Origin of the sequence: Caulobacter sp. DWP3-1-3b2 (assembly GCF_049896325.1) — a bacterium.
GTDB lineage: Bacteria > Pseudomonadota > Alphaproteobacteria > Caulobacterales > Caulobacteraceae > Caulobacter.
In genome coordinates this window covers 218,361-232,526 of the sequence record NZ_JAFCUB010000004.1, presented here as the reverse complement: position 1 = coordinate 232,526, position 14,166 = coordinate 218,361, and the positions used below count along the sequence as shown (strand labels likewise).

The 14,166-nt window shown below is 66.3% G+C and carries 17 protein-coding genes; 14 read left to right on the top strand and 3 right to left on the bottom strand.

Annotated features, from left to right (window positions below):
* Nucleotides 1-76: 76 nt before the first annotated feature.
* On the bottom strand, nt 77-1,369 hold the full coding sequence (locus ACP7AG_RS04970; protein ID WP_426029983.1) for an acyl-CoA dehydrogenase family protein: 1,293 nt from the start codon (nt 1,367-1,369) through the stop codon (nt 77-79).
* Nucleotides 1,370-1,689: 320 nt separating this feature from the next.
* Between ACP7AG_RS04970 and ACP7AG_RS04965 the strand changes: the two genes are divergently transcribed.
* The 14 genes from ACP7AG_RS04965 to sugE all read left to right on the top strand — a co-directional run bounded on the left by ACP7AG_RS04965 (nt 1,690) and on the right by sugE (nt 11,952).
* A complete protein-coding gene (locus ACP7AG_RS04965; RefSeq protein ID WP_426029982.1) occupies nt 1,690-2,025 on the top strand; it encodes a CC_3452 family protein in 336 nt (111 codons plus the stop codon).
* Nucleotides 2,026-2,178: 153 nt separating this feature from the next.
* On the top strand, nt 2,179-2,430 hold the full coding sequence (locus ACP7AG_RS04960; RefSeq protein ID WP_426010828.1) for a hypothetical protein: 252 nt from the start codon (nt 2,179-2,181) through the stop codon (nt 2,428-2,430).
* 212 nt (nt 2,431-2,642) lie between these two features.
* Entirely contained in the window at nt 2,643-3,197 is a 555-nt protein-coding gene (locus ACP7AG_RS04955; RefSeq protein WP_426029981.1) for a F0F1 ATP synthase subunit delta, read from the top strand.
* A gap of 51 nt (nt 3,198-3,248) precedes the next feature.
* Nucleotides 3,249-4,781 carry a F0F1 ATP synthase subunit alpha gene (gene atpA, locus ACP7AG_RS04950; RefSeq protein WP_426010832.1) on the top strand — a complete coding sequence of 511 codons (1,533 nt, stop codon included), beginning with the start codon at nt 3,249-3,251 and terminating at the stop codon, nt 4,779-4,781.
* Nucleotides 4,782-4,790: 9 nt separating this feature from the next.
* Complete coding sequence (locus ACP7AG_RS04945) at nt 4,791-5,420, top strand: pseudaminic acid biosynthesis-associated methylase (protein WP_426029980.1); 630 nt, start codon at nt 4,791-4,793, stop codon at nt 5,418-5,420.
* Between the two features lie 7 nt (nt 5,421-5,427).
* The gene (locus tag ACP7AG_RS04940) at nt 5,428-6,306 is read left to right on the top strand and encodes a F0F1 ATP synthase subunit gamma (RefSeq protein WP_426010835.1); all 879 of its coding nucleotides are present in this window, start codon (nt 5,428-5,430) and stop codon (nt 6,304-6,306) included.
* Nucleotides 6,307-6,364: 58 nt separating this feature from the next.
* Nucleotides 6,365-7,978, top strand: a complete 1,614-nt coding sequence (gene atpD, locus ACP7AG_RS04935; protein WP_426010836.1) for a F0F1 ATP synthase subunit beta — start codon at nt 6,365-6,367, stop codon at nt 7,976-7,978.
* Nucleotides 7,978-8,565: a hypothetical protein gene (locus ACP7AG_RS04930; protein WP_426029979.1), complete on the top strand. Its 588-nt coding sequence runs from the start codon at nt 7,978-7,980 to the stop codon at nt 8,563-8,565. Before atpD ends, ACP7AG_RS04930 begins: the two co-directional genes overlap by 1 nt.
* Before the next feature lie 16 nt (nt 8,566-8,581).
* Complete coding sequence (locus ACP7AG_RS04925) at nt 8,582-8,845, top strand: ATP synthase F1 subunit epsilon (protein WP_426029978.1); 264 nt, start codon at nt 8,582-8,584, stop codon at nt 8,843-8,845.
* A 164-nt stretch (nt 8,846-9,009) separates the two neighbouring features.
* Nucleotides 9,010-9,261: a hypothetical protein gene (locus tag ACP7AG_RS04920; RefSeq protein ID WP_426029977.1), complete on the top strand. Its 252-nt coding sequence runs from the start codon at nt 9,010-9,012 to the stop codon at nt 9,259-9,261.
* A complete protein-coding gene (locus ACP7AG_RS04915) occupies nt 9,261-9,521 on the top strand; it encodes an ATP synthase F1 subunit epsilon (protein ID WP_426010843.1) in 261 nt (86 codons plus the stop codon). The genes ACP7AG_RS04920 and ACP7AG_RS04915 overlap by 1 nt, the downstream gene beginning before the upstream one ends.
* Nucleotides 9,522-9,532: 11 nt before the next feature.
* Entirely contained in the window at nt 9,533-10,495 is a 963-nt protein-coding gene (locus tag ACP7AG_RS04910) for a metallophosphoesterase (RefSeq protein WP_426010845.1), read from the top strand.
* A gap of 156 nt (nt 10,496-10,651) precedes the next feature.
* Nucleotides 10,652-11,401 carry a hypothetical protein gene (locus ACP7AG_RS04905; protein WP_426029976.1) on the top strand — a complete coding sequence of 250 codons (750 nt, stop codon included), beginning with the start codon at nt 10,652-10,654 and terminating at the stop codon, nt 11,399-11,401.
* A 227-nt stretch (nt 11,402-11,628) separates the two neighbouring features.
* Nucleotides 11,629-11,952 (top strand): quaternary ammonium compound efflux SMR transporter SugE, encoded by a 324-nt coding sequence (gene sugE, locus ACP7AG_RS04900; RefSeq protein WP_426029975.1) that lies wholly within the window; start codon nt 11,629-11,631, stop codon nt 11,950-11,952.
* 25 nt (nt 11,953-11,977) lie between these two features.
* Here the strand turns inward: sugE and ACP7AG_RS04895 are convergent, their stop codons facing one another.
* Nucleotides 11,978-12,727, bottom strand: a complete 750-nt coding sequence (locus ACP7AG_RS04895) for an alpha/beta fold hydrolase (protein WP_426029974.1) — start codon at nt 12,725-12,727, stop codon at nt 11,978-11,980.
* 44 nt (nt 12,728-12,771) lie between these two features.
* On the bottom strand, nt 12,772-14,163 hold the full coding sequence (locus ACP7AG_RS04890) for an alpha/beta fold hydrolase (protein WP_426029972.1): 1,392 nt from the start codon (nt 14,161-14,163) through the stop codon (nt 12,772-12,774).
* Nucleotides 14,164-14,166: the final 3 nt, after the last annotated feature.

Genomic DNA, 14,166 nt, shown 5'->3' with positions numbered 1-14,166 from the left:
CTTGCGTTTGTGGCATGTCCCCGCCCGTAAGCTCCGCGCCCGGCATGGGGACACGCCCAAGGGCATGTCCCCATCTCTACAGGTCCGCGAACGCCGCTTTTCTCGGTCCCATGTAGCCGAACAGCCAGGCGGCCACCTTGCGCATCTGGATCTCCTCGGACCCCTCGGTGATCCGGTAGCGGCGGTGGTGGCGATAGATGTGCTCGAACGGCTTGTGACGCGAATAGCCCAGGCCCCCGTGAACCTGCATGGCCTGGTCAGCGGCCTCGCAGACCAGGCGGTTGGACCAGTAGTTGCACATCGACACCTTGTCGGAGAGGCGCTTTTCCACCTCGGGCTTGGACATCTGGTCCATTTCCCAGGCGGTCTTGCGGATCAGCAGGCGCAGCATCTCGACCTGGGTGGACAGCTCGACCAGCGGGAACTGGATCGCCTGGTTCTCGGCCAACGGCTTGCCGAACGGCTTGCGGGCGCGGGCGTACTTGATGCTTTCTTCTATGCAGAAGCTGGCCGCGCCCAAGCTGGAGGCGGCCTGGCGGATGCGGTTCTCGTGCACGAAGTGCTGGGCCAGGGCCAGGCCGCCGCCCTCGGCGCCGAACATCGCGTCGTCCGCAACCCAGACTCTGGTGAAGCTGACCCTGGGATGGTCGGTCGGCATGTTGAAAGTCCAGAGATATTCCTCGATCTTCACGCCGGGCGCATGGGCCGGCACCAGGAAGCATGTGATGCCCCGCGCCGAGCCGTCCTCGCCGCTGGTGCGGGCGAACAGGGCGCAGTGGGTGGCGGCGTGCATGCCGGTGGTCCACATCTTCTCGCCGTCGATCCGCCAGCCAGCGACGCCGTTGTGATCCTCGCGGACGGCGCGGGTCTCCATGAAGGTGGCGTCCGAGCCGTGGTTGGGCTCGGTGAGGCCGAAAGTCGGGCGAAAGGCGTGGCGATCCAGCATGTCGGGGATCAGGTGCTGCTGGTCGGGCCGGCCGAAGTCGCGGATCATCAGCACGAACGGATTGTTGCCGACGATCGAGTGCTCGTTTTGCAGGTCGTTGAACAAACCCAGGCCTTTGGCCGCCAGGTGCTCGCGGATCACCGCCATCCACAGGCTGGAGCCGTCCTGGCCGCCGTATTCGCGGGGCAGGGCGAAGCGGTAGTGGCCGGCGGCGTCGGCGAGGCCTCGCGCCTTGGCGAGAAGCTCCTCCCAATCGCGGCGCGGCAGGCCGCCGCCGTCCCAATCGGTGCGGGCCCATTCGCGGCGGTGGTCGAAAAAGCGCTCATTGTCGTGCTCGGCCTGCAGCGGCGCGATCTCGGCTTCGATGAAAGCGTCGAGCGTCGCCAGATAGGCCGTCAGTTCCGGCGGCAGGTTGAAGTCCATGGCGGCGCCTCCCTTAGAAGCTGTTTTTCGGAACGTGCGCCCGAGACGCTCCCCCGCCAACCCTGACGTGGCGGAACATCCGGCTTGGCGGCAGCTGGCCGAGTGGCGCCGGACTGAAACGCCCGTTTCATTAAAAAATGCTCATGCGAAACAAATACGCTTGCGCAATCCTTGAACACTGATATCTAAGCAGTGCTTAGTTCTGATCCGAAGCACCGGTGGGGATACCGATGCTGACCATCCCCGGATCGAACGACCAGTAACTCGCTTTTCGCCGATCATCGATCATTCCTACTCCCCGCATGTCTGGAGGGCTCATCATGAAGCTCCGCACCTTGGCGACTTGCGCCGCCCTGTCCGTTTCCATGTTCGCCGGCGCCGCCCTGGCCGATGGCCGCATCGCCGTCGCCCTGGAAAACCCGTTGGCCGCCAAGACCAAGGTCGTCGCTGGCGGCGCGGTCTTCGTCTGCGAAGGCGCTGAATGCGTTTCGACCGCCGCCCCGTCGCGGGCCCTGACCGCCGGGTCGTGCAAGGTCCTGGCCAAGGAAGTCGGCCGCGTCGCCGCCTTCGGTGGCGAGACCAAGTCGCTGGACGCCGACGACCTGACCCGCTGCAATGTCGCGGCCAAGGGCGGCTCCGCCCTGGCGGCCAAGTAAGCTTTTCCCAGTACCTGGACGCGTACGGGCGCTTGCTCGCCCTGTCTGGCTATTTCCTCGAACATTCGCCTGATGGGGCGGCGGGCCTGTTCCGCCGCCCTTTTTCTTCGCGTGCCCCTTTTGGTTAAAAGGGAGCGGGTCCATGGACGCTACATGACAGTTTCAACCGCTGCTTTGCTTGAAGACGCCCTGTGGGAGATCGCTGGCCCCGCGACCTTGCCCACCTCGATCACCATCGACTATGCCGGGCTGCCCCAAGTGGACGCGTTGAACCTGCCGTCGAGCAAGGCCTGGATCGAGCGCTCGACCCGCAGCCTGATTTTCGCCCAAGCCGAGGTCCGCGCCGCCGACGGCGCCCTGGTCGCCGCGGCCTCGGCGGTGTTCCGCAGGGTCAGCCAGACCTAGCCTCGCCGCTTTTGCCAGGGATGCGCAAACCTTACGCATCGGCCTTGGTTGCGAGTGCGAAGGACGCGTGTTATCAGGCTCGCGGCTTCGGACGGGGTGGCGCATCAGCGCCGGCCCTCAATGCGCTTTTCTAAAGCGCGTTCAAGCCTTTAAGCCGGGATGAGGGTTAAACTTCTTGTCCGCGGCGATTTGCAACGCACCGGGCGGAACAAGTGGCGGACGAAACCAAGGCGACGGATGCGGGTCAGCGCTATGCGCAGTCCCTGTTCGAACTGACGATCGACAACAACCAGCTGACCCAGGTCGAGGCCGACCTGAAATCGCTGCGCGTGATGGTGGCCGATAGCGCCGACCTGCGCCGCCTGATCGATAGCCCGGCCTTCACCGCCGAGGACAAGGCCAAGGGCTTCCGCGCCGTCGCCGCCAAGGCTGGCTTCCAGGTCCTCACCGCCAAGTTCCTGGGCCTGGTGGCCCTCAACGGCCGGGCTGGCGACCTGATGGGCGCCGTCACCGCCTTCATCGAACTGTCGGCCAAGCATCGCGGCGTCGTCACCGCCGAGGTCGTCACCGCCAAGGCCCTGACCCCCGCCCAGCTGCAGGGCGTCTCGGCCGCCGTCAGCGCCTCGCTGGGTAAGGTTCCCGAAATCTCGACGCTCGTCGATCCGTCCATCCTGGGCGGCATCAAGGTGCGCGTCGGCTCCCGCCTGTTCGACGCTTCGCTTCGCAGCAAGCTCGATTCCCTGAAATTCGCCCTGAAGCGCGCCTAAACCTCTATAAGCGCCGTCAAAATATAAAATCGCAGAGAGCCCAAGACAGCCATGGACATCCGCGCCGCCGAAATCTCGGCCATCCTCAAGTCGCAGATCGCCAATTTCGGCGAAGAAGCCGCCGTTTCGGACGTCGGCCAGGTTTTGTCCGTCGGTGACGGCATCGCGCGCATCTACGGTCTGGACAACGTCCAGGCCGGCGAGATGGTCGAGTTCCCGAAGGCCGGCGTGAAGGGCATGGCCCTGAACCTCGAGCGCGACAACGTCGGTTGCGTGATCTTCGGCCAGGACCAGGCCATCAAGGAAGGCGACGAAGTCCGTCGTCTCGGCGAGATCGTCGACGTTCCGGTCGGCCGTGGCCTGTTGGGCCGCGTCGTCAACCCGCTGGGCGAGCCGATCGACGGCAAGGGCCCGATCGTCTCCACCGAACGCCGCCGCGTCGACGTCAAGGCGCCGGGCATCATCCCCCGCAAGTCGGTGCACGAGCCCGTGCAGACCGGCCTGAAGTCGATCGACACCCTGATCCCGGTCGGCCGCGGCCAGCGCGAGCTGATCATCGGTGACCGTCAGACCGGCAAGACCGCCGTCGCCATCGACACCATCCTGAACCAGAAGATCGCCAACGCCGGCACCGACGAGAGCGCCAAGCTCTATTGCGTCTATGTCGCCATCGGCCAAAAGCGCTCGACCGTCGCCCAGATCGTCAAGACGCTCGAAGAGCGCGGCGCCCTGGACTACACCATCGTCGTCGTGGCCTCGGCCTCCGAGCCGGCGCCCTTGCAGTACCTGGCGCCGTTCTCGGGCTGCGCCATGGGCGAGTGGTTCCGCGACAACGGCCTGCACGCCCTGATCATCTATGATGACCTTTCCAAGCAAGCCGTCGCCTATCGCCAGATGAGCCTGCTGCTGCGCCGTCCGCCGGGCCGCGAAGCCTATCCCGGGGATGTGTTCTACCTGCATTCCCGCCTGCTGGAACGCGCCGCCAAGCTGAACGAAGATAATGGTTCGGGCTCGTTGACGGCCCTGCCGATCATCGAAACCCAGGCCAACGACGTTTCGGCCTATATACCGACCAACGTGATCTCGATCACCGACGGCCAGATCTTCCTGGAAACCGACCTGTTCTACCAGGGCATCCGCCCGGCCGTGAACGTCGGCATCTCGGTGTCGCGCGTCGGCTCGTCGGCCCAGATCAAGGCGATGAAGCAGGTGGCCGGCGCGATCAAGGGCGAGCTGGCCCAGTATCGCGAAATGGCCGCCTTCGCCAAGTTCGGCTCGGACCTCGACGCCTCGACCCAGAAGATGCTGGCCCGTGGCGAGCGTCTGACCGAGCTGCTGAAGCAGCCGCAATATTCCCCGCAGGCCGTCGAAGAGCAGGTCTGCGTGATCTATGCCGGCACCCGCGGCTATCTGGACGCCATCCCGACCAGCAGCGTTCGCCGCTTCGAAAGCGAGCTGCTGGCCCGTCTGCACAGCCAGCACAAGGATCTGTTGGACGGCATCCGCACCAAGAAGGCCCTCGACAAGGATCTGGAAGGTACGCTGAAAAGCGTGCTCGACACCTTCTCGGCGACCTTCGCCTAAAGGCGATCGATGGCCGCTCACCCCAAATCCATGGACGCATGGTCCGGCGAATTTGGCGACCGCTACACGCAACGTAGCGCCGCCAACGCCGAGGCCGTTCGCGGCCGTGCGCGGGTCTGGGGTGAAGTGATGCGGCGCATGGTCGGCGCGCCGCCGAAGAGCGTCCTGGAAGTGGGGCCCAATGTGGGTCTCAACCTCCTGGGCCTTGCGGCGGTGTCGGACATGGAGCAGTGGGCGATCGAGCCCAATGCTTCGGCCCGCAAGGAACTGGTCGAGAACGGCGTTCTGCCGGCCGAGCGGCTCTTCGAGGGTTTCGGGCACAGCATCCCGTTGGCCGACGGCGCGGTGGACATGGCCTTCACGGCCGGCGTCCTGATCCACGTCGATCCCAGCCAGTTGGAAGCGACGATGCGCGAAGTGCATCGCGTGGCCGCCAAGTACGTCTTCTGCTCGGAGTATTTCGCGCCGAAGGCCGAGACGATACCCTACCGCGGCGAACAAAATCTTCTGTTCAAGAACGATTTTGGCTCGCTCTACATGGATATGTTCCCAGATCTGCAGTTGGTCGATTACGGGTTCTTCTGGAGAAGAACGACCGTGATGGACGACAGCACCTGGTGGTTGTTTAGGAAGGTCTGATAGGCGGATGGCAAGCCTAAAGGAGATGCGCAATCGGATCTCAAGCGTCAAGGCGACGCAAAAGATCACGAAAGCGATGCAGATGGTCGCGGCGGCCAAGCTCCGCCGCAGCCAGGATGCTGCGGAAGCCGCGCGCCCCTATGCGCGACGGCTGTCTAACGTCATCGCCAATCTGGCGGCGAGCGTGACCGGTGACGGCGCGCCGCCGCTGCTGGCTGGCACGGGTCGCGACGATCGTCACCTGATCGTCGTCGCCGCCGCCGACCGCGGCCTGGCCGGGGGCTTCACCTCGTCGATCGTCCGCGCCGCGCGCGAGCGGATCGACACCCTGATCCGCCAGGGCAAGGACGTGAAGATCGTCTGCGTCGGCAAGAAGGCGACCGGCCAGCTTCGCCGCGTCTATGCCGACCGCATCGTCGAGAACTTCGACCTGTCGGCCTATCGCCAGTTCACCCTGGCGGTCGCCCAGCCGATCGCCGACCACGTCACCCGCCTGTATGAAGCCGGCGACGTGGACGTGGTCACCCTGTTCTACAGCCGCTTCAAGTCAGTAGTCATCCAGACCCCGACCGCCCTGCAGCTGATCCCCGCCGTCGTCGAGGGCGGGGCCGCCGCTCAGACCGGGGCCAGCGCGGTCTACGAGTACGAACCCTCGGAAGAGGAAATCCTCGAGACCCTGCTGCCGCGCAACCTGACGGTCCAGATCCTGTCGGCCCTGCTCGACAACATGGCCGGCTTCTACGCTAGTCAGATGACGGCGATGGACAACGCCACGCGCAATGCGGGCGACATGATCAAGCGCTACACCCTGGAATATAACCGCTCCCGTCAGGCTCAGATCACCAAGGAGCTGATCGAGATCATCTCCGGCGCCGAAGCCGTCTGATCCTGACTTCCAACCATAAAAACGCCCGCACGAGCCCGCACGAAAGACCCTGAACGCCATGGCCAAGATCCCCGCTAAGGCTCCCGCCGCCGCCGAAACCCCGGTGACCGTGGGCGCCCCCGTCGCCGCCACCGTCAAGCCGGCCCGCAAGCCGGCCGCCCCCAAGGCCGCCAAGCCCGTCGCTCCGGCCGCCGCCCCCGCCGTCGCCGGCACCCGTGAGGCGCCCGCCACGATCGGCGCGGCCACCGGCAAGCTGGTCCAGGTCATCGGCGCCGTCGTCGACGTCGAGTTCACTGGCGAGCTGCCGGCCATCCTCAACGCGCTGGAAACCGTCAACATCGCCTCGGGCCAGCGCCTGGTGTTCGAAGTCGCCCAGCACCTGGGCCAGAACACCGTCCGCGCCATCGCCATGGACGCCACCGAGGGCCTGGTCCGCGGTCAGGCCGTGCGCGACACCGGAGACTCGATCCGCGTCCCGGTCGGCCCCGGCACCCTGGGCCGGATCATGAACGTCATCGGCGAGCCGATCGACGAGCAGGGCCCGATCAAGTCGGACATGTACCGCTCGATCCACCGCGAGGCCCCGTCCTTCGCCGAGCAGACCAACACCGCTGAAGTGCTGGTCACCGGCATCAAGGTCATCGACCTGATGTGCCCCTACACCAAGGGCGGCAAGATCGGCTTGTTCGGCGGGGCCGGCGTCGGCAAGACCGTGACCATGCAAGAGTTGATCAACAACATCGCCAAGGCTTACGGCGGTTATTCGGTCCTGGCCGGCGTGGGCGAACGCACCCGCGAAGGCAACGACCTCTATCACGAGATGATCGAGTCCAACGTCAATGTGGACCCAAAGATCAACGGCACCACCGAAGGCAGCCGCTGCGCCCTGGTCTATGGCCAGATGAACGAGCCCCCCGGCGCCCGCGCCCGCGTGGCCCTGACCGGCCTCTCCATCGCCGAATATTTCCGCGATGAAGAAGGCAAGGACGTGCTGCTGTTCGTCGACAACATCTTCCGCTTCACCCAGGCCGGCGCCGAAGTGTCGGCTCTGCTGGGCCGCATCCCCTCGGCCGTGGGCTATCAGCCCACCCTGGCCACCGAGATGGGCAACCTGCAGGAGCGCATCACCTCGACCAACAAGGGTTCGATCACCTCGGTCCAGGCCATCTACGTGCCCGCCGACGACTTGACCGACCCGGCGCCCGCCGCCTCGTTCGCCCACCTGGACGCCACCACCGTTCTGTCGCGCGACATCGCCGCCCAGGCCATCTTCCCCGCCGTCGATCCGCTGGACTCGACCTCGCGTATCATGGACCCGCTGGTCATCGGCGAAGAGCACTACAACGTGGCCCGTTCGGTCCAGGAAGTGCTTCAGCAGTACAAGTCGTTGAAGGACATCATCGCCATCCTGGGCATGGACGAGCTGTCGGAAGAGGACAAGCTGACCGTCGCCCGGGCCCGCAAGATCTCGCGCTTCCTGAGCCAGCCATTCCACGTGGCCGAGCAGTTCACCAACACCCCCGGCGCCTTCGTCGCGCTGAAGGACACCATCCGCTCGTTCAAGGGCATCGTGGACGGCGAGTACGACCACCTGCCGGAAGCGGCCTTCTACATGGTCGGCGCCATCGAAGAAGCGGTGGCCAAGGCTGAAAAGCTGGCCGGCGAAGCGTAATGAAGAGAGCCATCGCGACGCTTTGCGCAACTTTGCTCGGCTCCGGCGTCGCGATGGCTCAAGATCGCTCTCCGACAGAGGCTGCGATTGATGCCCTGTCCAAAGTCTGCCAGCCCGCGCTGGAGAGCGAAATCGCGCCACGCCTTTCAGCAGAAAAGGCAGGTTTAAACCGCGATGTGGCCCCACCTCCGGTTGTCGCGTTAAAGTTTCCGATCACGAAGCTCGGTAGCGCCTCTTATAGCGCGCCCGTCGCTGGGGGTCGCGTTTCCGTTGTCAGCACCGTTTTGCCGCCGCCCGCTTCACCGTTTTCGTGCCTAATCTCTCTCGATGTGGACGCCCCCGATCTTATTGAAAGGGTTCGAGAAGGTTGGTTGAAGCCAGGCGGCCGTTATCAAGCGCAGCCGGGAGCTGCGGACCCTGAAAACAAGATTGACCAGCTTGTCTTGAATGCGGTTGATCCGACCACGGGTGCGATCGATAAAATCATCGCGATCCGGTTGCGGCAACCTGCCGAAAACGCGATGCGAGCCATGATTTTGACTTACAGGGTCAACGATGACTCAATGCGAGCCGCAGGCCTAAAATAGAACTGTCTGGAAACCAATGGCCACGAAGCTCCACTTCTCACTCGTCGCCCCCGAGCGCGAGCTGTTCTCCGGCGAGGTCGATCAGGTCGATGCGCCCGGTGCGGAAGGCGACTTTGGCGTCTTGCCGGGCCACGCCCCGTTCATGACCACGCTGCGCGAAGGCCGCGTCACCGTGAAGGACGGCGGGGCCACCAAGCTGTTCGACATCCAGGGCGGTTTCGCCGACGTCGGCGAGGGCGGCCTGACGATCCTGGCCGAGCGCGCCGTCGAAACGGCCTGACTTCTTCCTTCCCCCTTGAGGGGGGAAGGGCCGGGGATGGGGGCGGAAGCGCCTCCGGATAGGGCTCGAACTCAGCGAACCCGCCGACGGCGCCACCCCGACCCCTGCCCCTCTCCCTTCCAGGGGGAGGGAACGAGACGGACTTTTGTGCTATGGACCACCCCATGACCGACACCGAATTCGAAACCGTGAACTTCTGCTGCGAAGAGCTTGAGGAGTCGGTGTCTTCGGACCCCGAGGCCTCGCTGATCGAGCATGACAGCGGTTTGATCCTGCTCAACCTGGGTCATCGCGAAGAGGAAGGTGAGAGCGGCGTCGTGCTGGCCACCATCCGCTTCTGCCCGTTCTGCGGGACCGAGATCCAGACCGACGAAGACATCGAAGCCGCCCTGGGCGCCGTGGAGATCGTGGAATAATGGCCAAGCTGCACTTCTCTCTCGTCGCGCCCGAGCGCGAACTGTTCTCCGCCGAAGTCGATCAGGTCGATGCGCCCGGCGCGGAAGGCGATTTCGGCGTCCTGCCGGGCCACGCCCCGTTCATGACCACCCTGCGCGAAGGCAAGGTCACGGTTCGCGACGGCTCCACCGTGCGAGTGTTCGACATCCAGGGCGGTTTCGCCGACGTGGGCCCGGACGGCTTCACCATCCTGGCCGAACACGCGGTCGAGGCGGCCTAGGCGTTTCACGCATGACCGGGCACAGCATCATGTTGCTGGCCTGGATTGGCGCGGTGACGGGATTACCTATTGTTTTCACGGCCTGGGCGTTCATGCGGCGCTCAGGCCGTTTGCGTCTGGCTTGGGCGGTGGCTGGCCTGTTGCTGGTCGCCTACGGGCTGGGGGTCTGGGCCTTCCTGGTCGAGCCTAATCTGCTGGTCGTGCGGAGGGTGACGATCGAGTCGCGCACCTGGACCGGCCCGCCGGTGCGCCTGGGCTTGATCAGTGACACCCATGTCGCCGCGCCCCACGTCGATCCGGCCCGCGTTGCGCGGGTGGTGGCGCGGATGAACGCGCAGCATCCCGACGTCGTCCTGCTTCTGGGCGACTATGCGGGCAGTCACGAGTCCGCAGCCACTCGGGCCGCGCCACAGCGTTCGGAAATCCTGCGCGGGATTTCCGCGTTCCAGGGCCTCAACCCCCGCCTGGGGGTCTACGCCGTGCTGGGCAATCACGACTGGTGGTATGATGGCGGCGCGACCGAGCAGGCCTTAGTCCGGGCCGGTGCTCATGTGCTGGAGAACCGCGCCTTGCGAGTTGCCAGGACCAAGGGTCCGTTCTGGGTGGCAGGTCTGGCCGACCTGGATTCGAAGCGGGCGACGCCGTCCTATCCCGTGGCCATGGCCAACGTGCCGACATCCGAGCCGGTGGTGGTTATGAGCCACTGGCCCGACCCCTTCGCCCAGGCGCCCGACCGGGTGGCCCTGACCGTCGCGGGCCATACCCATTGCGGACAGGTCAACCTGCCGGTGATGGGGCGGCTGGTCCACGCCTCTCAGGCGTCGCGCCAGTGGGGTTGCGGGGCCTATGTTGATCGGGGGCGCAACCTGTTCGTGACGGGCGGCGTGGGTGTGTCGATCCTACCTGTACGTTTCCGCGCACCACCGGAGATCGTCGTGGTCACGCTCAAGGGCCAGGACCTCCGATCGGAATGACGCCTGGTTTGCACGCCTGAGGCGTCACGCCGCACTCTTGGGCGAGTAAATTACACCTGTGACCCAATCTCGGCCTTAATCGGTCACCATAAGGGTTGCGAGGGAACGCCTGTCGGCTTTAATGCCGACCTCTTGCCTATTGGGGATATCTCGACCATGCGCCTCGCGCTCGCCAGCCTGATCGCACCCATTTTCCTGGTTGGGGGCGCGGTCTCCACCGCCGTCGCCCAGCAGCCCGCTCCGACCGCCGCGCCGGCGACCACCCCGGTTCCGGCTCCGGCTCCGGCCGCTGCGCCCATGCCCATGCCCATGCCGATGGCCCCGGCCGCCACCAGCCCCGCCGCGCCCGCTCCGGCCGACCAAGCCATCCCGCCGGTCGCCGCCCCGGTCGCCGGCGCCGAGCCGGCCTATGTCGAGCCGGTGCGTCCGCCGCCCTCGACCGATCCGGTGTCACTGCAACTGCTGAGCATCCTGGACCGGGTCTGCAAGCCCCTCGTGGTTGGCGGCGACTTCCCGAGCCTGGCCAAGGCCGCGGGCATGAAGAAGAAGAAAGAGAAGTTCGTCCTCGACATCGGCAAGCCCTACCAGATCGCCATCGACAATCCAGGCTCCAACAAGAACGTCTGCACCGTCACCATCCAGTACGCCCAGACCGTCGAGCAGGCCCAGTCCCTCGCCACCGCCCTGCACGACTGGGCGACCTGGGAGAACAAGCCGCAGCTGCGCCTGATCCGCAACGACCAGACGATCGGCACGGACTTCAAGCGCTTCACCGTCTCGTGGGACGACGCCTGGGCCGACGGCCATGCGGGCCTGGTCTATATGCGCCTGAAGAAGCTGGACGACAGCTCGGTGGGCAAGAACTACGAGCAGGCCCAGGTGCTCTACAGCACCACCAGCCGCTAGAGCATTTCCCGACCTGACTGCGTCAGGCCGTGAGCTCTCATCTTTTGTTTTGAGGCATTTTTCTTCACGCGAACCGGAACCACTTCGCTCGAAAAATGCCCTAGGACCTTCGCCGATCGGAGGCTTGCCCTCCAGTGCGACAAGACTATCTAGGAAAGGCGCGGGGACGACCCCGCGCCTTTCTCGCGTTTCCGGGGACGACCCCGCTCTGAACTCAGGAGCCGGTCATGGCCTGGATCATTCTCTTCATCGCGGGTCTGTTCGAGATCGGCTGGGCCGTGGGCCTAAAATATACCGAGGGCTTCACCCGGCCGGTCCCGATGGCGTGGACAGCCGCATGTTTCGTCGCCAGCCTGGGCCTGCTGGGCTGGGCGCTGAAGTCCCTGCCGCTGGGCACGGCCTACGCGGTGTGGACCGGGGTCGGCGCTGTCGGTACGGCCGTCGTCGGCATCGTGCTGTTCAAGGAGCCAGCCACGGCGGCCCGGCTGGTCTGCCTGGGGCTCATCGTCTCGGGCATACTGGGGCTGAAGCTGTTCACGCCGGCCCACTGAGGCCGAAGCCCACATCCCTCGAAGGTCAGGCCGCGACGCGACCTTCATGCCCAATGAAGTCCAGGCAGGCTTCGGCGACGGCTTCCCAGCCCGGTTCGCCCGGCAGCCAGTGGCTCATCGTCGGGAAGACCTCGCAGGACCCGCCCAGCCGCGCGGCGGTCTGGCGGACTGTGGCGGGCGGATGGATCACGTCCTTGCCGCCGGCGATCGCCAGGGTCGGCACGCCCACGGGGCTGGCGCCGGTGGTCATGAACGGGTCCATGAACCAGTTCAGGGTTTCCCACAGCGCCCGGCCGCTCTCGGCGGTCATCTTGGCGTACAGCGCCTTGCGCTCGTCACGCGGCAGGCGGTCCAGCGTGTAGCTTTCCACCACCCCGAAATCGGGCGCCACGGCCTGTAGCCAGTACGGACCCAGGGCATAGAGGCTGACGGCCGAGGCGGCCTCCTCCAGCGACGAGCCCGTCACGCCCCAGGGCGGCGAGGGGGCCAGCAGGATCAGGCGCGACACCGGGGCGCGGGCCGCCGCCATCTGGGCGACCAGCCCGCCCATCGAGTGGCCGATTAGGATGGGCGGCTCATCGCCGGCCTCGCACAGGGCGGCGATCTGCTTGGCGTAGTCGACCATCGAGCGGCCGGCGACCGAGGCGCCGTCGCCATGGCCGATCAGGTCGGGGGTCTGGACGACGTGGCCCGCCGCCTCGAACGGTTGACGGAACGTGTCAAACGTCCAGCCGCCGCAGAAGGCGCCGTGCACCATGATCACAGGAGTCGCCACGCGCGCCTCGCCTACTCATTCGGCCAAAGCGCCGAACGCTCAGCCTACACGCTCTTCTTCGGCGCGGGTGAAGATTTGGCGGTCGCCTTTGTCGCGGGAACCTTGGGCTTGGCGGCGGCCTTGACCGGAGCCGGCGCCTTGGCGAGGGCGGCGGCCTTCGGCTTGGCGACTGGTTTCGGCGCGCCGGCCCTGGCTGGAGCCTTGGTCACAGCCGGGGCGGCGGCGGGCTTGGCTCCGGCCTTGGGCTTGGCGGCGGGCGTGGGCTTGGCCGTCATATCGGGCGTGGGGACAGGCGACGCAGCGAGCTTTGCGGGAGCCTTGGGCGCCGGCTTGGCGGGGGGCGGAGTCTTGGCGACGGGTGGGGGCGCCGGGGCCGGAGCGGGCTTGGCGACCGACTTGGCTTTGGCCGGAGCCTTTAGGCTCGCCTTGGCCGCCGGCGCGGGGGCGGGCGGCGCTGGCGCTGGCGCGGGCGCGGGCGCGGAAACGGGCTTGGCCTGGGGCGCCGCCTTGGCTCTCGGGGCGGGCTCGAGGGGCTCGAGGGGCTTGGCGGCGGGCGCCGGGGTCACGGCGGGTTCAGCCTTGGCCAGCTTCGCCGCGGGGGCGGCCTTGGTCACCGGGGCCTTGGTCACCGGGGCCCGGGTCACCGGGGCTTGGGCGCCCAGGCCCCGGGCGTCGAGCCAGGCGTCGACATCGGCCAGGATCTTGTCGCTGCCGGGCTCGTCGATCAGCCAGTGGGCGTTGTCGGGATATTCCTTGAAGGTGGCGCCGCCATACTTCTTGCCGACCAGGCGAAGGTCCCCGATCGGCGTGGTGCGGTCGCGGGCGCCGGCCAGGATCAACACCGGCGCGGTGATCTTGGCGGAGTCGATCGACACGGTCTTGTTCGGATCACGATCGGGATAGGCCAGGTCCGAAAGAGCCCGGCCGCTGTCATGCACCGTGGTGGCGAAGATCGCCTCGTGGCGCTCGGGCGGCGTCCGGTTCAGCACACCCCAGTTGAAGCCCATCTTCCAGATCTTGACCGCCTTGGTCTCGGGACTGGAGGTCATGGCGATGTTGAGGAAGGTGAACATCGGCGCGAGTTTCGGGGCGCTGCGCGCGTCGGCCGGCGAGGCCGGGGCGAACAGCACGATTCCCGACACCAGCCCCGCCTCGGCCAGCTTCTGGGCGATCAGCCCGCCCATCGAGTGCCCGAACACCAACGGCTTTTCGCCGTCGCGCTTGGCGATCGACTGGGCCAGGTCGCTCATCTCGGTGACATAGTTGGCGAGGGTCTTGCCGATCAGGCCGGCCGGCGGCGGACCCACGGTGCGCAGGGTGGCATGGATGGTGGGGGTTTCGACGCCATAGCCGGCGGCCTTGAAGCGCGCTGCCACCGGGGCCCAGCTTTCGCCGGCGGCGCCGAAGCCGTGGATCATCAGAATGGTCTTGCTCATGCC